Genomic DNA, 21,419 nt, shown 5'->3' on the forward strand with positions numbered 1-21,419 from the left:
TACAAGTAAGAACTGTGGCGGAATTGTGAATAATTCAACCAATTCAAATGATTAAACTTTTTAATCTGTTGCACTGGCGATCAAAAACGATGTCACGCATTTTAGCGCCACTTCGAAATGGGAGTTTCGTAGGGAGGAGCTTATCCGCGTAACCACGAGAATATGATTATTTCTTGTTCGGCATTTACACCGGCAGCCAGGTTTTGTGTGCAACGCACCTGACCGAGGGCAATCAAAAATACCCGGAAGCCTGCGTACTTTGTGGCGTGCTTACAACGGGTGGAACCTCAAAGACTGAGAGATTTGAAGGAGTGACCGCATGGTCTCAATGACATCTGAACGGAGCGATGCGACAAGCACCAATAGCCGTCTTAAATCCATTATCGGTGGATCAACCGGCAATCTGGTCGAGTGGTTTGACTGGTATGTCTATGCCGCCTTCACGCTCTATTTCGCACCGCATTTCTTTCCATCGGAAAGCCAGACTGCGCAACTTCTCAGCGCTGCAGCGGTTTTTGCCGTGGGCTTCATCATGCGTCCGATCGGTGCCTGGATCATGGGGATTTATGCGGATCGCAAGGGCCGCAAGGCTGGTCTTGCCTTGTCCGTGACATTGATGTGTGCAGGCTCCCTGATCATTGCGCTCACACCCGGTTATGAAACGATTGGTATTGTTGCGCCAGCGCTGTTGGTTCTTGCGCGTTTGATGCAGGGCCTGTCTGTTGGTGGCGAATATGGTGCGAGTGCGACTTATCTTTCTGAAATGGCAGGAAAAAGCCGCCGTGGATTCTTCTCATCGTTCCAGTATGTGACGCTGATTTCCGGCCAGCTTCTGGCTATTCTTCTGCTGATTGTGCTGCAAAGAACAATGGAAACCTCAGCGCTTGAATCATGGGGCTGGCGTATTCCGTTCTTCGTTGGAGCATTGCTAGCAGTGGTTGTTTTCTGGCTGCGTCGTGGTCTTGCTGAAACCGAAAGTTTCAAGAATGCGAAGACGAAAGATGCACCAAAGTCCGGCTTCTGGACACTTATCAAGTATCATCCGAAAGAAACGGCTCTGGTCATGCTTCTGACCGCCGGTGGTACGCTCGCATTCTACGCATATTCGATTTATATGCAGAAATTCCTTGTCAACACATCTGGCTTCAGCCGTGAAGTTGCAAGCCAGATCAATGCGATTACGCTGTTTATCTTCATGTGTCTTCAGCCGCTGGCTGGTGCGCTGTCGGATAAGATTGGCCGTAAGCCGCTGATGATCGCCTTTGGTACTGCGGGCGTGCTGTTCACCTATCCAATCTTCTCGACACTTGAGCAGACGCGGGATCCATGGATCGCCGGTCTTCTGGTCATGGGTGCACTGGTCATCGTCACCGGTTATACATCGATCAACGCGGTCGTTAAGGCCGAGCTTTTCCCGGCACACATCCGCGCGCTTGGTGTGGCCTTGCCTTATGCTCTTGCAAATACATTGTTTGGCGGAACGGCCGAATATGTTGCGCTCAGCTTCAAGAACGGCGGTTGGGAGCGTGGTTTCTACTGGTATGTAACGTTTATGATCGGCATATCGCTGATTGTGTATTTGCGGATGCGTGACACCAGCAAGGACAGCTTGATTTCGGAAGATTAAAAACAAGTATGCCGGGCCAAAAGCCCGGCATTTTCATAGAGCGTTACAACAAAGGATTAGAGTGCTGATCCGATCCAATCAGATCGAAACGCGCTCTAAGATGTCGCTTTACGTTGCCGTGTGAGCATCGGTCCATATTCCAGAACATAGAGGCCAAAAGCCAGTATCCATAACAGCGCCGAACCTGCGAACAATGTATGAAAGAAATTCGGTATCATTTCTGCAAAGGGCCGCAAAAGAGCAGCAAGAATAATACATAGATAGGCAATCTGTGTGCTGGGTGTAGCGGTTAATGGCCGACCGGTATGCCCGCGAGTTGCACGTGTCATAACTGCAAGCATCATGGTGCCGATGACGCCAACTGTCATGACATGGAGCGCTGAATAAGGGTTGAGATGGCCAAGAGCTGCACATGCAATGGCAATGTAACCCAGCGGCACGAAAGCATAGGCCACGTGCAGAACCAGCAGTATCTTTTCACGTGCCACGCTCCAGCCGCGCCAGCGATAGAGCCTTATCGTGTGCAGGACTGCCGTAATGATTGCAAGAATGGCCGTAAGAGTTGATTCAGGTGCCACAACCCATGAGATGCACGCCAAAGCCGCAACCATAATGCACAGGACATCGTACCTGTTAAATGGAACCGGAACCCGGGTTGATCCGGTTTTGTTAAGCCAGTTGCGGGTGAAGCTTGGAATGATACGTCCACCAATCAACATGACCAGCAGGACATAGGCGCTGACCCCGATGCGGTTTGCCATCGCAACATCGCCGTCCGTTATTGCCAGATAGTGAAATGTGAAATTGGCAATTGTAACCACGCTGACGGCAATCAGAACTTTTAGATTTTTCCACTGACGGCCCGCAATGATCTCGCGTGCGCTAATAAAAAGCAGCATTGGCAGAAACAGGCTTTCTATCGCAACTGCCAGATAAAGATTGGTGATGTCTGGATTGAGAAAGAGGACGCGCCCGATAAGCCATGTGCCGAAAAGTATCGCAAGCGGAGCGCCGGAAACCGGCAGCCTGCCTGTCCAGTTGGGTATGGCGGTCATTAGAAAACCTGCAAGAATTGCAGAAGAAAAGCCAAAGACCATTTCATGTGCATGCCAGTTCAGCGCGCCATAAGTGCCTCCGACTGAAACGCCGAAAGTCAGCGACAAGATCCAAAGCAGCATGGCCAGAACGGCCCAGATGGCTCCGCCCAGAAAAAATGGGCGGAAGCCATAGCTGAAAATTGCCGGCCCGGTCTTTTTGAGGCCGCGCGCTATTGCGCCTCGGCGTTCGGAGGGCATCGCTGCGGAGGTGGCCAGCAGGCCTTCCTGTACTTTCATAGTATCCTCTCACTGACCGGTTTTAATGCAATTATCGGCAGTCTTTTATTGGGCGTCTGCAATCGCCTTTTCCAGCCGCTTCTGGACCGGCTTTGGCTTCTTGGCCGCGACAATAGCATCAAGATTTGCCGGGTTCTCGCCGACAACCAGCAGCGCAACCATACCCATTGCGTAATGTGGCGTGCATTTTACGAAATAGGCGCCGGGTTCGGTGACCGTGAGTGTGTAGTTTTCGTTGACCTTGCTCTTAAACGCTTCCACGCCTTCCGGGATCATGCCCTTGACCGACTCCACATTGTGGCCCTTGTCGGTAGGAATGAAGGTAATCGTGTCGCCGGGGTTGGCCTTGATATAGGCAGGCTCAAAAACCATCGCACCTTCTGCGCCTTTGTTGAGCATATGAACTTCGATGTTTTCCGCGAGAACGGGTGCTGCCATCATCAGGCTCAGCCCAGCAGCGGTGAGGGAAATAGCAAATTTGCGCATCTTTTTTGATCTCCATAGCTGGCTCAGGCGACATCACAGCGGTGCCTGATAATGACCAGTCTGATGCAGACTTAGAACGGCTTGGCGCTCACATCTTTGATTGGGATCAAATATATTCACATAGTTGAGAATAAAACTCAGATATCGCCTTCTGCCGTGTGCTTTGAGACGGTAGCCTTCTTATTTCTTTGAGGCCCTTGCTGGCTATCTTGCCATGAAGTGCGATCATTGGGTTAAGCTGCTCGGTCTCAGCCGTGATAGCGGCTACTATTGTGCGCGCCAACATTCATCTCTTGACCGACAAACTGCGGGTCAGGCTTACTTCACACGCTAACGCCGATGACGAACGCCTGAAGCTGTCCAGACCAACCGAGCCAACTCTTTACGCATTCTCTGCGCGGTTTCCATTGCTATCGAAGAGATGAAGCTTGTGTGACGGGAAGCTCACCTGAATGGTGCCCTGCGCGTGAAGCGCATCGCGATCCAATGTAAAAACCTTGAAGGGTAAACCGTGAATGCTCAAATGCAGAATGATGCCGAAGCCGGTTGGCTCGACAAGATCGATGGCGGCGGCAATGCCGGCCTCTTTTTCGACCTGCACATGCTCTGGACGAATACCGAGCGTGGCGTTGGCTCCATCCTTGAGCATTAGGGGGTGCGGCAATGCAATGAGCGTGCCGTCTTTGAGTTTAAGACGCGGTCCACCATCCTGTTCGAGATAGGTCACATCAAGAAAGTTCATGGCGGGTGATCCGATGAACCCCGCCACAAAGAGATTGGCCGGGCGGTCATAAAGCTCCAATGGAGCACCAACCTGCTGTACCACGCCGCCATGCATGGCGACGATACGATCAGCTAAAGTCATCGCTTCGATCTGATCATGGGTCACATAGATGGATGTGGCCTTGAGTTCACCATGCAGTTTTTTGATTTCAGCACGCATCTGCTCGCGCAGGCGGGCGTCGAGGTTGGAAAGCGGCTCGTCAAAGAGGAAGGCCTTGGGCTGACGCACAATCGCACGCCCCATGGCAACACGCTGGCGCTGGCCACCGGAAAGCGCTTTTGGGCGTCGTTCCAGCAATGGTTCAAGGCCGAGCTTTGTGGCAGTCGATTTGATGGCGTTTGCGATCTTTTCTTTTGGCGTTTTGCGCAATCGCATACTGTAGCTCATATTGTCGGCAACGCTCATATGCGGATAGAGCGCATAGGACTGAAACACCATCGCAATATCGCGGTCTTTGGGGGCTAGCTCATTGACGCGCTTGCCAGCGATCTGAACCTGCCCGGATGTGATGTCCTCAAGGCCTGCAATCATACGCAGCAACGTAGATTTACCACAGCCGGATGGGCCGACCAGCACGATGAATTCGCCATCTTTGATCTCTAGATCAACGCCGTGCAGAACCGCATGTTCGCCATAGCTTTTGCGGACTGACTGAATATCGATAGAAGCCATAGGGAAAAAACCTTTCAGCCTTTGACCGCGCCAGCCGTGAGGCCCTGCACGAGGTATCGTTGAATGAGGAAAAAGAAGAGACAGGCCGGGATCAGCGCGAGCACGCCCGCTGCCATCATCTGTCCGAAATCGACCGAGAATTTTGAGACAAAGCTCAAAAGACCGACCGGGAACGTGGCTGAATCATTACCGGAGATCAGCATCAGCGCGAATAAAAGCTCGCTCCACGCTGCGGTGAAAACAAAGCCGAGCGTTGCGGCAATGCCGGGAAGCGTCAGTGGCAGAATGATCTGCCGAAAAGCCATGAACTGCGTCGCACCGTCGATCTTGGCCGCTTCTTCGAGGTCTTTCGGAATGCCGTCGAAAAACGATTGCATCAGGAAAGTGGCAAAAGGCACATTGAACGCCGAATAAACGATGATGAGGCCGATCAGGCTGTTGGTGAGGCCGAGCGGTGCCATGATCTTGTAGATCGGCGCAATCAGCATCACGAGCGGAAACATCTGAGTCAGCAGCATCAACGCCACAATCCAGTATTTGGCCCGGAAGTTGAAACGTGACAACGCATAGCCGGAGAGTGATGCCAGCAGCGTCACGATGATGGCAGTCAACCCGGATACGATCAGGCTATTACGGAAGAACAGCGGAAACGAGCTGTGATTCAACACATGGCTGAAGTGATCAAACGTCATACGCGACGGCCAGAGTCTCACGCCTTCGCTGTAAAGCAGATCGTTGGGTGTGACGGAAACTTTCACCAGCCAGAAGATCGGAAACAGTGCAAACAGGACGAATAGCAGAATGGCAATGCGATGTGCACCAACAAGGAAGAGTTTACGGTTGGTCATGGCCTCAATCCTTGTTCAGAAGGGTCTGGCGCAACAGCACGATAAGCATTGAATAGACCATCAGCAGGACAAGCAGGACCATCGCAATCGCCGAGGCATAGCCGAAATCGAGCCGTTTGAAGGCCTGTGTGAAGATGTAGCTGGCGACAATCTGCGTTCGATCAGCGGGACCGCCGCCGGTCATCACGACAATCAGATCGGCACTGTTGGCAATCCAGACAGTGCGTAGCAAAATGGTGATAGCCATCGTTGGCGCAAGGTAGGGAAGTGTGATCGATAGAAAACGCTGCGCGGGGCCAGCCCCATCAATGGCTGCTGCTTCATAAAGATCGCGCGGGATCGCTTGCAAAGCGGCCAGCATGGTGATTGCAAAAAATGGGATCCCCCACCACACACCAGCGGTAATGATACCCCACATGGCAAGATTGGGATCGGACAGGATGTTGTCTGGCGCGCTCAGAATACCGATCGCATGCAGCCAGTGCGGCAGTGGGCCGATCACCGGATTAAAAAGCCACGCAAAGTTAAGACCTGTGAGGAAAGTCGGCACAGCCCATGGCAGGAAGATCAGCGCCTGTGCCAGCCCACGTCCGGCAAATGGTTTGTCCAGCAGCAGGGCAAGAATAAGTCCGAACACGAATTGCAGCAGTACCGAGCATCCGGTCCACCAGAGTGTGTTCTTCAAAGAACGGTAGAAAGCCTGATCGGTCGCAAGTTCGCGGAAATGATCAAGCCCGACATAGCCACCGGAAAACGGGTTTAGTAACTGGATGTCGCGAAAGGCATAGGAGACGCCGAGGATCAGCGGAACCAGTATGATTGCGCCAACCAAGATGAGGGCAGGGGCGCTGTAAAGATAGGGTTCGGAGGCGTGTGCAAGTCGCTGCAGAAAGCTGCGGCGGTCCTGACTTGGTATTTCGCTTGGCACCGGGGCCTTTATGGAAGCGGTGTCGTTCATTATTTTTCCCTTCGCGGGGCTGCATCATTCGCTTTGCAGGCGTGGCTGTTCCACGCCTGCAAACTGTTTATGTTGCTATTGCTTTGAAAGGTGCTTCTGCTGTGCTTTGGTCAGATATTCTGCCCATTGGTCGGCTAGCTGATCCGGCGTAATGTCTCCGAGAAGCGCTTCCTGCGAGGTTTTGATGACGAGAGAATCCTTGAAGAAGGCAAATTCTTCCAGATAGGTCGGCATGACGGTTGGAACGACGTCCTTGTCAGCCAGTTCATCGAACCAGCCCTTGAACTGTTCGCCGCTATAGAACGGATCGTTCTGAGCGGATTTGAGAACCGGCAATGCGCCGGTGCGCTTGTTCCATTCGATGTTGCCTTCCGGGCCTTCTAGCATCGAAATCAGCTTCCAGGAGAGGTCCTTGTTCTGGCTGCCGCTCATCATAGACCAGCCGGCAAAGCCGATGGTTGGGAAGGTCTTGCCATCCGGGCCCTTTGGCATGATGGCAACGCCGAAATCTTCCGGCTTCATACGTTCGGCAATGGCGATCAGTGCATCCGGGTCTTGGTTGAGGAAGGCGCAGGTGCCGCTATAGAAACCGGCTACGGTTTCGTTGAAGCCCCAGTTAACGCTATCTTTTGGTGCAAGGCCGTTCTTGTAGAGATCGACCATCCAGGTGATGCCCTTTTTCCAGCCTTCGCTGTTCATGGTCGAGGTGCCGTCTTCATTGAAGAACTTGTTGTCACCGGCCATGGATGCGGCAAAAATCACCCAGCCATTAAGGCCACCCGGACCGCCGCGCATACAGTAACCCGATTTGCCGGGAAGGGTTGCGACCTTTTTGGATGCTTCAACAAACTCGTCCATTGTTTTTGGTGGTTCGGAAACACCTGCTTCGGCGAGCAGCTTTTTGTTGTAGAACATGGCATTCAGATAGAAGCCATAAGGCAGCGTATAGGCTGTATCATTGACACTGCGGCCAAGCTCAAGCGCACGCTCGGTCAGGTCTGGTGTCGTTTCCCACTTCTCAAGATAGGGTTCGAGGTTTTCCAGCATCCCGTTATTGGCATAGAGCGAAACCCAGGTGTCGGGCATTTCCATGACGTCGGGAATTTCACCGGCCGAAACCATCGTTGCGAATTTCTGGAAGGATTCGCCCCATGGCAGCGAGATGATTTCGACCTTGGTGCCCGGATTGGCTTCTTCAAACTTCGCAACGATTGCTTCAAGCGTCTTGGTGCGCTCTGGACTGGTAATGACTTCAACAAGCTTCAGGGTGGTATCGGCAAGCGCCGTACCGCTTAAAAGCATGGTTGCGAATGCGGCTGCTATTAGTTTTTTCATTGCAGTTCCCCTTATTGCTCCTCACTGAATTTTCGTTATTCGGTCGATGCTGCGAGCGCTTCTTCAATATCCCGCCACAGCGCTTCCGTCCCTTCCAGCCCGACATGCAGGCGTACGGAGCGCGGGTCGATGCCGAACGTATGTGCCGAATTTGGTTGCGCCTTTTGTTGCAGCACGACTTCGCCCGGCACGATCAGGCTTTCATGTCCGCCCCAGCTTACGCCGAGCTTGAACAGATCAAGATGATTGCAGAATTCGCGGATGTTCACGCCTTCCCGGAAGATGACTGAGAAGAGACCGGACGTGCCCTTGAGACCCGCAGGCAGGCGATTGGCAAGAGCTGGGTGGCAGACGGTCTCAACCATATCCAGTGCCTGAAGACGCTTTGCAATTTCCAGTGCCGAAGCCTCGTGCACCTTCATACGGGTTGGCAAAGTGCGCATACCGCGAATAAGCAGCCACGCATCAAAGGGTGAAAGCTTTCCGCCGAGATATGGGTATGTTTCTGCGCGGATTGCATTGAGCAGCTCTTTTGAGCCTGTCACAACACCGGCCACGACATCGCTATGTCCGCCAAGATATTTCGATGCTGAATGTACGACAAGATCAACGCCAAGCGACAGCGGGCGCTGGAAGATCGGGCTGGCCCAACTGTTATCGATGATACTCAACACGCCATGCTGCTTGGCAATGGTTGCGAGCGCGCCGACATCATGAGCTTCCATGACCCAGCTTGTCGGGCTTTCCATATAGAAGATTTTCGCTCCGGGTAGGGCTTTGGCGACTGCTTCCTCGTCACGTCCGTCGACATAATCGACCTGCACCTGCATGCGTTTCAGGATGGTCCCGAAAAGCCGGAACGCATCGGGATAGACATGGCGTACAGCCACAATGCGATCGCCCGGCTTAACAAATGCCAGCACGCTTGAAGAAATTGCAGCCATGCCGCTGGCAAAGCCCAGTGCGTCTTCGCCGCCTTCAAGTTTTGCCAGCATTTCTTCGAATGCCCGCACGGTCGGGTTAAGCCCACGTGTATAGATCGGACGAACCTTTTCGCCGCGATACGAGGCGACCATGTCGTCATAGCTTGGAAAGGTGAAAAGCGAAGTCTGCACGATGGGCGGAACCACGGCATCGTAAGCGTTGCCTTCATCATGGGCAACCGTAAGCGCTGCGAAATCCAGCGGATCCATCCCGTCGGTCATTTGGACATTTCCTTGATGTCTTCCTCGACAATGTCGAGAATCTTGAGTGTTTCCTGCCGTGCGGCTTCAGGGTCCTGAGCCACGATGGCGTTGAAGAGCGTGCGGTGGAACGGAAAGGTTCGCCGCGCGAAGTCCATGCGCTCGAATGGATGGTCCCAGAAGTGCAAAAAGGCTTCGCGCATCTGTTCGAGCAATTGTCTGAAAAGCGGATTGTGGGTGGCGTCATAAATGGCTAGATGGAAGGCGAGGTCTTCCGGACCTGATGTTCCTTCCGCGATGTGAACACGCTCCATCTCGTTGAGATTGCGTTCGATGATGACGAGGTCTTCAGACGTGCGTTTGCGGGCGGCAACCATGCTTGCCTCGGCTTCAATGCCACGGCGCACTTCAAGCGATTGCAGCAAAGCATCGCGCAATTGTGCGGGATCGAAAGAAAGCGGCATGTGAATGGTGGCAGATGAAACAGGCTTGAGCAAATAGGTGCCGCTGCCTTTGCGTGCTTCAATCACTCCTAAGGCCTGAAAGTATCGGATTGCTTCGCGAATAGTGGAGCGACCAACAGCCAGCGCGGCCATCAATTCACGTTCGGCGGGAAGGCGATCTCCGGCCTGAAGCTGAGCGGTCTGGATGTAGGTTGCGAGTGCATCGGTTACCTGCCGTGCGCGATCCATCGGCGGGAGTGGTGCAATCTGCAGCAGCCTGCGATCTTTCATTCCGCCATCTCCCTCTGGCTTCATGCATCTGTATCTGCCGCATTGTTCTGGTTTTATTTTCAGCCATGCAGCAGTTTGAGCGCTGTCAGGCCGCATCCCCTTATTGGTTTTAAAATTGGTCTGACATCCTACAGATATTTAAAAGCATCGGGTGCTGTCAAGCATTTCATTTGTCAAAAAACCAAGGCTTTTGTCTGACTGCGTGTCTATTGCCATTGAGGACTCTGACTGAGTGGATGCTTTTGGTGAACGTTTAGCGCACAAGATGACTTCTGATTGTAATTGCTGGCCTTTTGATGGCAGAGCCGCAGGTCTTTAAATCAAGTGCTTGGCTTGGACTATGTCCGAGGTGATAAGTAAGATTAAAGTTGCTGTGTTTTGCGCATGCCAATTTTAAGAGGTAGAAAAAATAAGAAGGATTGATGAAAAATTTCTACCAGTGAGATTTATATTGAGTATTTGATTGGATAATTAGTTTTGCACATATGGAAAATCAAATTTTCCATATGTGCAAGAGTTATATTTATTTGCTGGTGGCAGGTGTGGATTTACATTGATTACATTGTGGGGCGAACGTAATTCTACGCTCAATCGTGCCTATAGGAATTGAGCGGCTCAAAAGACAATCATCCAATAGCGGCTATAATCGTCCGCAAATACCTAAAGAAAGCGCACTCAGGCAAATCCTTATCCATTTTCTTTGATCATTTCGCTCTGATGTAAAACACCAGCGCGCACTATAAGCCTACTTCCTTTCGCATAGTCTCTAGGCGTTCCATAGCAACGACCCCATCAGCGATGTTTGGGGCGGGTGTTTCCGCTCCCATAAGCGCGGGCATGACATCTGCCAACAATGAATGATAGCCCTTAGGGTCTTCATTGGCCGCTGCGGTAAAGTTAGGCTTCCAAGTGAGTGTATCGCAATCGCCTGACAATGTCGCATTCGGATCGTCAATCTTGAATGCGGGATTACGATGCCAGCGCACGTCGATAACATCGTCCACCTCGATACGCTGGTGATCTCCCATCAGTTCAATGCGTTCGACGGGGGTTCCGCGCGACTGAATCGTCCCCATCGCAATGGTGCCGATAGCGCCACATTCAAAATCGAATGCCGCGTGGATCAACAGCTTACCCGGTTCTTTTTCGACTTTCTTGGCTGTCAGCTTTCGAACAGGGGAAACCAAGTGGGAGACGAGGTCCATATAATGGACGCAGTGGTGCAGGAAAAAGCCAGTGTAATCGACGTTGCCCGCGAAATAACCGGGGGCTGTCATGTAATAGCCGGTTAGGCCCAGAACATCGCCGAATTGGCCCGATTTTATGATATTGGCTGCGATTTTGTTGCCGATCGAATAGCGTTTCATGAAGCCGAGCAGCAGTGGCTTTTTTGCTTTTTCGGAGGCCTTGAGAAGTTCACGTGCGCCTTCGGCAGACCCCGAAGGTGGTTTTTCCATGAATACAGGCAAGCCGCGTTCCAACGCTGCCTTGCCAAATGCAAGGTGCTGGTCAGGGCCAACAGCCATGCCAATGGCATCAAGACCGGGTGTGTTGAGGAGGGCTTCAACATCATTTGTCAGTGTTCGCACCCCGAACTGCCGTCCGGCATTCGCAAGTCGTGTCGGGTCTATGTCGCAAAGCGCGGCAATTTCCACATCGTAACGAACAAGCTGCGGGAGCAACATCTGGGTTGCGTGGATACCGCAACCAATCCAACCAATTTTGAGGGTCATCGACGATACTCCGTAAGCAGGAGGTGGCTTTTCATGAAGGCGGTGCTGGCTGACAGACGATCACTTTCGTCCTCGTGTGGCGCTCTCCATTGCGCAAAAGGAACACCAAAGCGATCATCCTGACGGCGGAATGGTTCAAGCGATATTGGACCGGTATAACCGATCTCGTGCAGGGCGCGACAAACCGCAACCCAGTCTGTTGCGCCTGTGCCGGGAAAGCCGCGGTGATTTTCATTGGCCTGAAAATGCACAACCAGATCGCCTGCAAGCCTGATCGCTTCTGGAATTGAGCTTTCTTCCATATGCATGTGGAAAGTATCGAGCATCAGTTTTATCGCTGGCTGGTCAACTGCATCCAACAATTCGATTGCTTGCTGGGTTGTGCAAAGGACATCGCTTTCAAAGCGGTTAAGTGGCTCGACTGCGAGCAGAACATCGCTTCCCTGCGCATATTCACCGGCAATTTTCAGCGCTTTTACGCAGCTATCTTTGCGGCGCAAACGCTCATCTTCTGAAACTGGCTGTGGCGGGCGGCCAGCAAAGACGAGAGGGTTTCCGGTCAGAGGTCCACCAACAACCTGCGCTCCAAGCGCATGGGCGCAATCAACCGTGTATTTGAGATAATCAATGCCGCCCTGATAGGCATTGTTGTCGGCGGAAGAGATATTGCGTTCAAGATTAACGCGTGCTGCAAGCACGACGAAAAGTCCTGCATCATCGAGGGCTTTGCGTGTTTCTTTGAGGTCCAGTTCACCGGGTTCTGGCACCAGCAACTCAACAAATTCAAATCCGTGTTCACGCATTTTATGGAAAAGGGAAAAATGCTGGGCTGTGAAAGGCCGCGCATATTGCATTGAAATCAACCCGATGGGGTTCATGATATTTCCTCGATTGCTTGAAGAACTATTGGGGAATGTAGGGGTGTCAGCCTTTGACTGCCCCTTGTGTAAGGCCGCCGATAAGGCGTTTTTGAACGAGAAGGAAAAGAATGGTTGCGGGCATGGCGCCAACAACGGCACCCGCTGCGAGCAGTCCCCATTCGATTTGGTATTCACCAATCAGGGTCTGAATTGCGACGGTAACAGGGCGCACATTTCTGCCGCCAAGTGTCAGCGCATAAAGATATTCGTTCCATGCGGTGATGAAGATATAGATGCCAGTGGAAATAATACCGGGCATCATCAAGGGTATAATCACGCGCCGTAAAGCGGCGAGACGTGAGCAGCCATCCATCATCGCGGCTTCATCAAGGCTTTTGGGGATTGCCGCGACGTAGCTCGTCAGCATCCAGACTGAAAACGGAATGGCAACCGTGGAATTCGCAAGAATAAGGCCGAAATAGGTGTCCAGAATGCCATATTTTCGCATGATGATGAAAAGCGGCAGGATGAGCAGCACAATGGGGAACATGTTGATGAGCAGAAATTGCATCATGAACAATTTGCGCCCGAGAAAGCGAAAACGCGAGAGTGCATAGGCCGCGGTTACAGAAACGGCGAGGCCCAGCACCACTGTGCCAACCGCAATAACCAGGCTGTCGAGCATATTTTTGTAGAACTGCGCTTTGTTAAACAGCCGTTCGTAATTATCGAGGCTCCAGCCCGATGGTGAGAGCGAAACACCATTGGCTGAAAGCGCCTCGGTGGGCGTTAGCGACGTGAGCACCATCCACGCAAACGGTGCCAAAGCAAACAGCACGATGCAAGCGACGGGTAAGTCGGTGGTCAATATGCGTTTAAGCGTGCTTTGACGTTTCATTTTTCGACCTCTCGCATTGTACGAGCCAGATAAAGAACGACCAGAACGCCGAGCAGCAGCGTGAAGGTGACAGCGATAGCGGTGCCGTAGCCGAAATCGAGGTTTTGCCGCGCTTTTACGAATGCATAGAGAGGCAGCGTATAGGTTGAGTAGCCCGGGCCGCCGCCTGTCATGACGAAGATGACGTCCATGGAGTTTGCAACCCAGATCACGCGGAGCAAGCCTGCTGTTGCAAGCACAGGCGCTATGCCGGGCAGAGTTACGTTTATAAACTGACGCCAAGGCGAAGCACCATCAATGGATGCTGCCTCATACTGGCTTTTGGGAATGCCCTGTAAGCCCGCCAGGATCATGATCGCAAAGAACGGAAAGCCCTGCCATGTCAGTGTGGCGATGATTGCGTAAAGGGCGATATTTGGATCGGCGAGCCAAGGAACTGCCTGGCTTACAACTGAGAGATTGAGCAGGATGTCATTGAGAACGCCGGTGTTGGGATCGTAAATCCAGCGCCACATGAGCGCAATCACGACACTTGGCAACGCCCACGGAATGATGACCAGCGCACGCGCCAGACCACGCCATGGAAACTCTCTGTTGAGGAGCAGCGCCGTAATCAGACCAAGACCCATTTGAAGCGGTACGGTCAGTCCGATCCAGATGCATGTATTCCAGAATGCAGCCCAGAATACCGGGTCTTGCAACAGCTTGATGTAGTTACCAAAGCCAACAAATGCCGTCGCTTTGGGTTTGAAAAGAACCAAATCGTAAAAACTCGTCCAAACTGCCTGCACCATCGGCAAGAAGACAATCACCAGCGTCACGATAACGGCAGGGCTCAGCAACCAGTAAGGCAACCATGTTTTGCTTCGGCGGCGAAGTCGCGCCGGTGCAATGGATGTGGAGGGCAATGCGGACATAGGTTATCTATCCATGCTAATGAAAGAACGGGATCTCGAAGGGGCAAGGGGAGGCATGACAGCACAATTGTTTGCTGCCATATTGCTCCCGCGCTTCAATCGATTAGTTTTGGAAAAGCTTTTCCAGTTCCTGCATCATCTGTTCGGAGGTGATTTGCCCAGCGAGTGCGCGTTGCATTTCAATTTGCCAAGCCGTGTTCACGAATTCCGATGTGCCCTCATTTTGTGGAAGCACATGTGCGAAGGGCAGTGAATCAACCGTGGCATCAACGAAACGGCGTTCGTGTAGCTTCCAGTCTTTGGCACCGCTTTTTGTCACGGTCATCTGACCGGTTGCACTGTTGAAGGAGACGTTATTTTCGCCTTCTGCAAGGAAGGAAATCCATTTCCAGGCAGCGTCTTTCACTTCTGAGGATGAAAAAATCGCAAGCGATTCATCACCATAGGAGGTCCAGCGATTGCCTCCGCATTCAGGCACAGGCACTGCCGACACCTTGTCGCCTAAAGCGGCAACGAGGTCTTTGGACGATCCGATATGGTGGATTGTCATCGCAGTTTTTCCGCCTTTAAAGGCCGAGATAATCTCCTGAAACCCGTCATTGGGCGCTGATGGTGGAATGACTTTGTCCTTCTGGAAAAGATCAATTACCCATTGATTGGCTGCCACCGCAGAGGGCGTCGTCAAGCCACCCGGCTTCAGCTCACCACCCTGTGAAAGAACAAAAGCGCCCCATTGATCCCATCCGCCTTTGCCTCCGCGAAGGCCAAAGCCGTAGCGATTTGGGGCCTCTGTGAGCTTGATGGCAGCGTTGCGGAAGTCTTCACAGGTTTTAGGAGGCTCAAGGCCTGCTTCTTTGAAGAGGTCAGCGCGATAATAGAGATAAAGGACGACATATTGAATAGGTAGATAGTATTGGCTGCCGTCTGCTGCTTTGTTCAACTCAAGGAGATTGTCGAGCAGGTCGTCTTTTCCGGCCCAGCCATTGATCCGCTCGCCAAGCGGCTCAAGTGCTTCCATTTCGGTCAAACGTGGCTGTGCAAACAGCTTGACCATGGCAGCATCAGGCGCGCTGCCACCAATAATCGACGTATAGAGATTATCGTAGTAGCTATTCCACGGAATATTTTCCGCCTCGATTTTGAGGTCTGGATTGGCCTTTTCAAACTTGGCAACCAGTTCGGACATCGGATTTTCCGGGTTGTCGAAATGATACCAGAAGCGAACGGTTTCAGCAGATTGCGCGGAAAATGTCAGTGCAGCGGTAAATGCCGCACTGAGCATAAGAGATTTCAACATTTCAACTCCTCGCAGTTGTTTAAAAGGCCTCTCTTGTTCAGGCCATTCGGCTTAATGCCTGCGCCGCGTCCTCCAACGCTGCTTCAGCTGCCGTCAGTTCATTTGTGTATTGTAGAAAGCCATGCACCACGCCTTTTGTGATGGCTATTTCGTCCTTGCGGCCAATTTTTAACAGTCGCTCATGCAGCAAAATCGTATCGGAAAAGAGGGGGTCAATGCCTGCGGCTGTAAGATAAAGCGCGGGCATTTTTTCAAGAGCTGCATCTTCAGCGTGAAGTGGACAGGCCAGCGGATGTGAAGCAATGTCTTGCCCGCTCGCATACCAGTTCCAATAACGCTTCATTCTGTCGGTGGTAAGCCCCGGACCATTGATGAAGGCTTGATAAGATGGAGTTTCAAAATCCATGGCATAGTTGCCATAAAAGAGCAGGGCGCCCTTGGGCAGCGCATAATTGTTTTGCGCCGCGTGCAGCATCGCTGAGAGGGAAAGATTTGCGCCAGCGGAATCACCTGCGATATAAACGGGGCCATCCAGCCCTTCGAATTGTCCATCAATTAATGCCCGCATGGTGCCGATGACATCATGAAGGCCGGCGGGAAAAGGGTTTTCCGGTGCTCGCCGGTAATCAGGCAAAACAACGGTTAAACGGGTCTTTTCTGCGAGCACCCGTGCGCAGCGCTCATGCGTTTTGGGGCTGCAAAAGGCAAATCCGCCACCATGAATGAAAAGAAGGGTTCCGGGCCTTTTGTTGATTGGTTCCAGAACGAGCAATGGGGTTTGTTGTGAGCCGATGGACGGGTTCGCAGCTATTTGCGTTAAACGCACGGCCTGCATTTCTGGAAGATTGATATTCCAGCGCTGGTTGTTTTTTTCTGCAAGCGTGCGACCCTCCGCAGGCGGAAGTGTCGTCGGATCAGGGGCGCCAGATAACTCAACAGCGATTTTTTCGAGAAGAGCCCGCATTTCTGGCAACGGTTCATGATCGAGGATATGTGTCATTGCGACTGACCTTCTTCCGGGAATACAGCTGGCCCAAAATCGACAATGGTTGCAATATGATGGCGCATGGCGATCTGTGCAGCTTCAATGTCCGCTGCTTCAAGTGCATCAATAATTGCGCAATGACGTAGCGCGGTTCCACGCAGGTCGCGTGCACTGCCGCTTTGTGAGATTTTGAAGCGATGATTATGCACGAGGCAACGATGTAAAATGGGGTTCAGAGCGGGCAAGTCTGCTTCGTCAAAAATGCGTCTGTGAAAATCACGGTCAATTGCAGCCAGACGATATTCGTCTTGTTCGTCGGCTGCCTGCAGCATCCCCTCCAGCATTTCTTTAAGATCATCCGTCAGCTTTTTGGATCGCCGCATCATCACGCGTGGAATACCATTGCATTCAATGGAATTGCGCAGGCGAAACATTTCAACAGCTTCATCCGGCGTACAAAGAGAAACTTGAGTTCCCCTATGTCCTTGTCTCAGCACAAGGCCTTCTTCCTGCAATTGGAGCAACGCTTCACGCACCGGTCCTTGGCTGCACTGAAAATGCGCGGCGATTTCCAATTCTGTCAAATTGGCCCCAGCGGGCAATGTGCCAAGCATAATATCCCGCTTGAGCGCTTCAAATACGACTGCTGCTTTTGGAGGCCTGCTCTGAACGAGTTTGGGTGAAAAATATGCCACGCCGATGTCTGAGCCTCCTTGCCTAATGTCTCAATTATCATTATTGATAATAATATCGATAAAAGACGTCAAGCGAAAACTCTGGGAGGAGAAGGCATGATCGCCATCGCGTTGGAACGTATCCAGAAGACTTATGGCACCCATAAAGTCATCCACGATCTCGACTTTCGGATCGAGAGTGGAGAGTTTGTTGTTCTGGTCGGTCCCTCCGGTTGCGGCAAATCCACTTTGCTCAGAATGATCGCTGGTCTGGAGGATATATCGGGCGGTGAATTGAAATTTGGCGATGCCATCGTCAACGAGCTTTCGCCCTCGGAGCGTAACATTGCGATGGTCTTTCAGGATTACGCGCTCTATCCGCACATGAGTGTGGAAGAGAATATGGCGTTTGGACTCAAAATGCGCGGCTCGAATGATAATGACGTATCATCTCGCATTGGAACGGTGGCCGAAACGCTTAAAATTGGCGAGTTTCTTGCGCGTCGCCCTGCACAACTTTCAGGGGGGCAACGCCAGCGTGTCGCTATGGGGCGCGCGATTGTGCGAGAGCCCAATGCATTTTTGTTCGATGAACCGCTCTCGAATCTTGATGCCGCTTTGCGTGTTGAAATGCGGCTGGAAATTGCGAAACTACACAGAAAGATTAAAGCGACCACCGTTTATGTGACGCATGATCAGGTCGAGGCGATGACACTTGCTGATCGAATTGTGGTTATGAACAAGGGCAATGTCGAACAGATTGGCAAGCCGCTTGATATATATCGGAAACCTGCCAGTCTTTTTGTTGCGCAATTCATCGGCAGCCCGACCATGAACGCTCTTCCTGCTGAGGTTCGACAGAACAGTGGAGAAACTCTCGTGCTGTCCTGCACAGGGAGGGACATTTCTTTGCGTTCCCACTTCGCACCGCTCAATGTTCAGGATCATGTTACGCTGGGCATTCGGCCAGAAGACCTGGCGGCTTGTTCAGCACAAGACGCTTGGTTCAGCGGTGAGCTTGCGGTGGTTGAACGATTGGGAAGTCAGATGTTTGGCTATATCGAAATTGGCCAGCCTAAAATGCTGACCGTTGAGTTCCCGCGTGATAGCGAGTTGGAGCTAGGGCAACAGGTGCACGTCAAAGGAGACGAAAGCCGGGTCCATCTCTTCGGCAGCGAAACAGGTAAGAGGATTTAGGTTTTGTTGCGGTTGCATCAACTGTTAAAAGCGCAGTGATGGCCATATATGAGAAACGCTGATTTTGCTATATGTAGCAGATCTGGCGGCTGGAAAGGCGCTACTAACAGACTGCCCACCGCAAGACATTCGTCTCCAAAACTGAACATCTGGGCGGCAGGCCCCAAGGCAACTATGGCGCCTTTCAACATTGAATTCATGTTGAAGTTAAATTCTAATTATGACGCTTTAAAAGGAGCGCTTGCATGCCATCATATTGCTTGGCGTTTAGCGTATAATGTTTGGTGGCGGTATTTTGCGTAAAGATTCAATTATATCGGGGCGTTGCTCTGCAATGGTCGCTATAATCGCTTCGGAGAGCGCGAAAATTGCCGAAGGAGAATTAGGCAGGAAGTCGCTCGTCGCCGTCGCATAAAGCACGACATCTGCCAGAGATGCGAGTGGCGATGTCGGGCTGTCCGTTAAAACCAGGATCTTTGCATGTTTTGAGTGCGCAGATTTTGTGAGTTCCAGTGTGCTCTGAGAATATCTAGGAACGGATATAGCAATCACCACATCATTCTTACTGATGGAGTTGATGATATTGCTTGAGTAGGAGCTTGCACCGCGCAACAGTGCATTGGTGACGCTTTTTTCAGTATAAAGCGCCAAGCCTTCTTCCAAATATGCTGCTGCGTAGTGACTTGCGCCAGTTCCAAGAATAATAATTCGATGAGCCTGTAATAATGACTGGATGAATTCGTCAGATGCAGCCTGATCAATATTGGATATTGTAGCCTGAAGCTTTTCAACACTATCAATAAGCTGGCGGTGCAACGTCGATCTTTTACCAAGAGATCCGAGGTCATCTCCTTGAGAGTTGCGCATATTACCCGGAACTGCCTGGAAATCAGAAACGATCTTTTCTCGGAATTCACTGAAGCCGCCATACCCGGCGGTTCTGACAAAACGGGTTATCGTGGCTGTTGAGCTACCGCTAGCCTCGGCGACGCCTTCAATTGACATGGCTACGACGTCCAACGGTCGCGCCAGAACAAAATCCGCGATCTTCTGATGTGATCTGCTCAGAGACGGGTAAACCTCTGTCATTCGCTGAGCAAATTCAGACTTGGGACTCAAAGTTGTGGCCATTGATCATTTCCGCCGTTGACGCCTAGAAATTTTCATATAATCTAAAAATGAAAATAATCACATCAAAAAAGATGTTTACTCCAAGGGAACGCATATAATTATGTACAAAACGCTCTTAATAGCCAGCCTTTTTGCGACCACAGTTTTGGGTGGCGTTGCAAATGCCCAGACCCTTAAAGTCGCGCTCTCATCAGAAGCGACTGCTGTTGACCCCCATTACCATGACCTCACCCCGAATAATGCGCTGGCCGCACATATTTTTGATAGCCTTACGCGGCAGGATGAGAAGCAGAAATTGCACCCGGCTCTGGCGGAATCGTGGGAGAATGACGGCAAGAACAAGTGGACCTTCAAGCTTCGTGAGGGCGTTAAGTTTTCGGATGGAGCGCCTTTCACTGCCGATGATGTTGTTTTTACCTTCTGTCGTACGCTGAAGAACGAAACGGCGGTTTCTGGTTCATTTGCCGACATCACAGCGAATTTCGAATCGGTCGAAGCGCCGGATGCAAAAACCCTGATCATCACGACAAAAGTTCCTGAACCGCTGCTTGCGACCTTCATGGGTACAGTGGGTATTTTAAGTTCCTCGATTGTTGACCATGGCAAGATCACGTTTGATCCGGCCAATAATTGCGGTGTCACCGGCGCGTGGCCTGTTGTTGGCGACTTCAATGACGGCAAGAAAGCGATTGGAACGGGTCCTTACAAGCTCAAGAACTATGTAAAGGGTTCATCGATCGAGCTTGAGCGCAATGATCATTACTGGGGTGAAAAAGAGCCGTGGGAAAGCGTTCGCTTTGTTCCTGTTCCCAATGCAGGAACGCGACTGGCAGGCCTGCTTGCCGGCGATTATGATCTTGTTGAAAACCCTGCGGCGCGTGATTTGGCGCGCATCAAGGACGACAAGCGTTTTGTTGCTGAAGTCACCCCAACCACTCGCGTTATCTATTACCAGCTTGATGTCGGTCGTGAGCAAAGCCCGTTCGTCAAATCTGCCGATGGTAAAAATCCTCTGCAGGACGTTCGTGTGCGGGAAGCCATGTCGCTTGCCATTGACCGCAAAGCAATTATTGCCCGCCTGATGGACGGCGCTGCGGAACAGGCAAACGAATTTCTGCCAAAGGGCATGTTCGGCACATTGCCAGATGCGCCAGAACTTCGTTACGATCCGGCTGCTGCCAAAAAGCTGCTTGCCGAAGCGGGTTATCCGGACGGGTTCCAACTTACGATTTCAACGACCAATGATCGTTACATCAATGACAGCCAGATTACGCAAGCGGTTGCACAATATCTGACGCAGATCGGCATTAAAACCGATGTGGACGCAATGACACGCGCTCTCTATTTCCCACGCCGTTCAAAGAAAGAGCTGAGCGTTGCGATCGGTGGATGGGCGTCGACCAGCGGCGAAGCATCGTCTTTCCTGCGCCAGTGGCCTGCATCTCCAAATGAAGCAGGCACGATGGGAGGCTCCAATTATGGCGGGTATAAAAACCCTGCTTTCGATAAGTTGATTTATGAAGCAGTGGAAACAATGGATGATGATAAGCGCTCTACATTGTTGCAGGAAGCGACGACCGAAGTGCTTAAAGATTATGCTTTCATTCCGTTGCACTTTGAAAGCGGTATCTGGGCTCACAAGGCTGATATCGATTTCACAGGTCGTTCCGATCAGTTCACTCTTGCTATGTCAGCGAAGCCGAAGAAGTAGTTTCTTTGTCACTGCAGTGCGCGCCTTATGTTGCGCGCACGCGCCGCTTTCGAT

Annotated in this window: 19 protein-coding genes; 3 read left to right on the forward strand and 16 right to left on the reverse strand. The window is 51.7% G+C overall.

Features of this window, described 5'->3' with window-relative positions; all coding sequences use genetic code 11:
- Positions 1–319: 319 nt before the first annotated feature.
- Complete coding sequence (locus ABE530_RS04375; protein WP_396998443.1) at positions 320–1,627, forward strand: MFS transporter; 1,308 nt, start codon at positions 320–322, stop codon at positions 1,625–1,627.
- Positions 1,628–1,722: 95 nt separating this feature from the next.
- Here the strand turns inward: ABE530_RS04375 and ABE530_RS04380 are convergent, their stop codons facing one another.
- The 15 genes from ABE530_RS04380 to ABE530_RS04450 form a co-directional block, all read right to left on the reverse strand.
- Entirely contained in the window at positions 1,723–2,961 is a 1,239-nt protein-coding gene (locus ABE530_RS04380) for an NnrS family protein (RefSeq protein ID WP_499693719.1), read from the reverse strand.
- A 45-nt stretch (positions 2,962–3,006) separates the two neighbouring features.
- Positions 3,007–3,447 carry a pseudoazurin gene (locus ABE530_RS04385; protein WP_499693720.1) on the reverse strand — a complete coding sequence of 147 codons (441 nt, stop codon included), beginning with the start codon at positions 3,445–3,447 and terminating at the stop codon, positions 3,007–3,009.
- A 382-nt stretch (positions 3,448–3,829) separates the two neighbouring features.
- Positions 3,830–4,903, reverse strand: a complete 1,074-nt coding sequence (locus ABE530_RS04390; RefSeq protein ID WP_499693721.1) for an ABC transporter ATP-binding protein — start codon at positions 4,901–4,903, stop codon at positions 3,830–3,832.
- A gap of 14 nt (positions 4,904–4,917) precedes the next feature.
- Entirely contained in the window at positions 4,918–5,751 is an 834-nt protein-coding gene (locus tag ABE530_RS04395) for a carbohydrate ABC transporter permease (RefSeq protein WP_499693722.1), read from the reverse strand.
- A 4-nt stretch (positions 5,752–5,755) separates the two neighbouring features.
- Entirely contained in the window at positions 5,756–6,709 is a 954-nt protein-coding gene (locus ABE530_RS04400; protein ID WP_499693723.1) for a carbohydrate ABC transporter permease, read from the reverse strand.
- Positions 6,710–6,784: 75 nt separating this feature from the next.
- Positions 6,785–8,044, reverse strand: a complete 1,260-nt coding sequence (locus ABE530_RS04405) for an ABC transporter substrate-binding protein (RefSeq protein WP_499693724.1) — start codon at positions 8,042–8,044, stop codon at positions 6,785–6,787.
- 35 nt (positions 8,045–8,079) lie between these two features.
- Positions 8,080–9,249, reverse strand: coding sequence for a PLP-dependent transferase (locus ABE530_RS04410; protein ID WP_499693725.1), 1,170 nt, complete (start codon positions 9,247–9,249; stop codon positions 8,080–8,082).
- A complete protein-coding gene (locus ABE530_RS04415; protein ID WP_499693726.1) occupies positions 9,246–9,962 on the reverse strand; it encodes a FadR/GntR family transcriptional regulator in 717 nt (238 codons plus the stop codon). The genes ABE530_RS04410 and ABE530_RS04415 overlap by 4 nt, the downstream gene beginning before the upstream one ends.
- A 737-nt stretch (positions 9,963–10,699) precedes the next feature.
- Positions 10,700–11,695, reverse strand: coding sequence for a Gfo/Idh/MocA family protein (locus ABE530_RS04420; protein ID WP_499693727.1), 996 nt, complete (start codon positions 11,693–11,695; stop codon positions 10,700–10,702).
- Positions 11,692–12,573 (reverse strand): sugar phosphate isomerase/epimerase family protein, encoded by an 882-nt coding sequence (locus ABE530_RS04425; protein WP_499693728.1) that lies wholly within the window; start codon positions 12,571–12,573, stop codon positions 11,692–11,694. The genes ABE530_RS04420 and ABE530_RS04425 overlap by 4 nt, the downstream gene beginning before the upstream one ends.
- 46 nt (positions 12,574–12,619) lie before the next feature.
- Positions 12,620–13,453, reverse strand: coding sequence for a carbohydrate ABC transporter permease (locus tag ABE530_RS04430; protein ID WP_265985739.1), 834 nt, complete (start codon positions 13,451–13,453; stop codon positions 12,620–12,622).
- Positions 13,450–14,370 (reverse strand): carbohydrate ABC transporter permease, encoded by a 921-nt coding sequence (locus ABE530_RS04435; protein WP_499693729.1) that lies wholly within the window; start codon positions 14,368–14,370, stop codon positions 13,450–13,452. The genes ABE530_RS04430 and ABE530_RS04435 overlap by 4 nt, the downstream gene beginning before the upstream one ends.
- A 103-nt stretch (positions 14,371–14,473) precedes the next feature.
- A complete protein-coding gene (locus tag ABE530_RS04440; RefSeq protein ID WP_499693730.1) occupies positions 14,474–15,667 on the reverse strand; it encodes an ABC transporter substrate-binding protein in 1,194 nt (397 codons plus the stop codon).
- A gap of 37 nt (positions 15,668–15,704) precedes the next feature.
- Complete coding sequence (locus tag ABE530_RS04445; protein WP_499693731.1) at positions 15,705–16,667, reverse strand: alpha/beta hydrolase; 963 nt, start codon at positions 16,665–16,667, stop codon at positions 15,705–15,707.
- Positions 16,664–17,347, reverse strand: a complete 684-nt coding sequence (locus tag ABE530_RS04450) for a GntR family transcriptional regulator (RefSeq protein ID WP_499693732.1) — start codon at positions 17,345–17,347, stop codon at positions 16,664–16,666. The genes ABE530_RS04445 and ABE530_RS04450 overlap by 4 nt, the downstream gene beginning before the upstream one ends.
- 96 nt (positions 17,348–17,443) lie before the next feature.
- Between ABE530_RS04450 and ABE530_RS04455 the strand changes: the two genes are divergently transcribed.
- Positions 17,444–18,523 (forward strand): ABC transporter ATP-binding protein, encoded by a 1,080-nt coding sequence (locus ABE530_RS04455; RefSeq protein ID WP_499693733.1) that lies wholly within the window; start codon positions 17,444–17,446, stop codon positions 18,521–18,523.
- 267 nt (positions 18,524–18,790) lie between these two features.
- On the opposite strand, the gene ABE530_RS04460 is transcribed toward ABE530_RS04455, so the two are convergent.
- Positions 18,791–19,654: a MurR/RpiR family transcriptional regulator gene (locus tag ABE530_RS04460; RefSeq protein WP_499693734.1), complete on the reverse strand. Its 864-nt coding sequence runs from the start codon at positions 19,652–19,654 to the stop codon at positions 18,791–18,793.
- A 100-nt stretch (positions 19,655–19,754) separates the two neighbouring features.
- Between ABE530_RS04460 and ABE530_RS04465 the strand changes: the two genes are divergently transcribed.
- Positions 19,755–21,365, forward strand: coding sequence for an ABC transporter substrate-binding protein (locus ABE530_RS04465; RefSeq protein ID WP_499693735.1), 1,611 nt, complete (start codon positions 19,755–19,757; stop codon positions 21,363–21,365).
- Positions 21,366–21,419 lie beyond the last annotated feature (54 nt).

It is taken from the genome of Brucella sp. TWI559, from assembly GCF_039674265.1.
Lineage (GTDB): Bacteria > Pseudomonadota > Alphaproteobacteria > Rhizobiales > Rhizobiaceae > Brucella > Brucella chromiisoli.

What these genes read in the sequence shown, in the direction of transcription:
- ABE530_RS04385 (WP_499693720.1), bottom strand. Translation starts at nt 3,447, where the DNA reads ATGCGCAAATTTGCTATTTCCCTCACCGCTGCTGGGCTGAGCCTGATG.
- ABE530_RS04375 (WP_396998443.1), top strand. Translation starts at nt 320, where the DNA reads ATGGTCTCAATGACATCTGAACGGAGCGATGCGACAAGCACCAATAGC.
- ABE530_RS04435 (WP_499693729.1), bottom strand. Translation starts at nt 14,370, where the DNA reads ATGTCCGCATTGCCCTCCACATCCATTGCACCGGCGCGACTTCGCCGC.
- ABE530_RS04465 (WP_499693735.1), top strand. Translation starts at nt 19,755, where the DNA reads ATGTACAAAACGCTCTTAATAGCCAGCCTTTTTGCGACCACAGTTTTG.
- ABE530_RS04410 (WP_499693725.1), bottom strand. Translation starts at nt 9,249, where the DNA reads ATGACCGACGGGATGGATCCGCTGGATTTCGCAGCGCTTACGGTTGCC.
- ABE530_RS04405 (WP_499693724.1), bottom strand. Translation starts at nt 8,044, where the DNA reads ATGAAAAAACTAATAGCAGCCGCATTCGCAACCATGCTTTTAAGCGGT.
- ABE530_RS04460 (WP_499693734.1), bottom strand. Translation starts at nt 19,654, where the DNA reads ATGGCCACAACTTTGAGTCCCAAGTCTGAATTTGCTCAGCGAATGACA.
- ABE530_RS04400 (WP_499693723.1), bottom strand. Translation starts at nt 6,709, where the DNA reads ATGAACGACACCGCTTCCATAAAGGCCCCGGTGCCAAGCGAAATACCA.
- ABE530_RS04455 (WP_499693733.1), top strand. Translation starts at nt 17,444, where the DNA reads ATGATCGCCATCGCGTTGGAACGTATCCAGAAGACTTATGGCACCCAT.
- ABE530_RS04415 (WP_499693726.1), bottom strand. Translation starts at nt 9,962, where the DNA reads ATGAAAGATCGCAGGCTGCTGCAGATTGCACCACTCCCGCCGATGGAT.
- ABE530_RS04425 (WP_499693728.1), bottom strand. Translation starts at nt 12,573, where the DNA reads ATGAACCCCATCGGGTTGATTTCAATGCAATATGCGCGGCCTTTCACA.
- ABE530_RS04380 (WP_499693719.1), bottom strand. Translation starts at nt 2,961, where the DNA reads ATGAAAGTACAGGAAGGCCTGCTGGCCACCTCCGCAGCGATGCCCTCC.
- ABE530_RS04395 (WP_499693722.1), bottom strand. Translation starts at nt 5,751, where the DNA reads ATGACCAACCGTAAACTCTTCCTTGTTGGTGCACATCGCATTGCCATT.
- ABE530_RS04390 (WP_499693721.1), bottom strand. Translation starts at nt 4,903, where the DNA reads ATGGCTTCTATCGATATTCAGTCAGTCCGCAAAAGCTATGGCGAACAT.
- ABE530_RS04440 (WP_499693730.1), bottom strand. Translation starts at nt 15,667, where the DNA reads ATGTTGAAATCTCTTATGCTCAGTGCGGCATTTACCGCTGCACTGACA.
- ABE530_RS04445 (WP_499693731.1), bottom strand. Translation starts at nt 16,667, where the DNA reads ATGACACATATCCTCGATCATGAACCGTTGCCAGAAATGCGGGCTCTT.
- ABE530_RS04420 (WP_499693727.1), bottom strand. Translation starts at nt 11,695, where the DNA reads ATGACCCTCAAAATTGGTTGGATTGGTTGCGGTATCCACGCAACCCAG.
- ABE530_RS04430 (WP_265985739.1), bottom strand. Translation starts at nt 13,453, where the DNA reads ATGAAACGTCAAAGCACGCTTAAACGCATATTGACCACCGACTTACCC.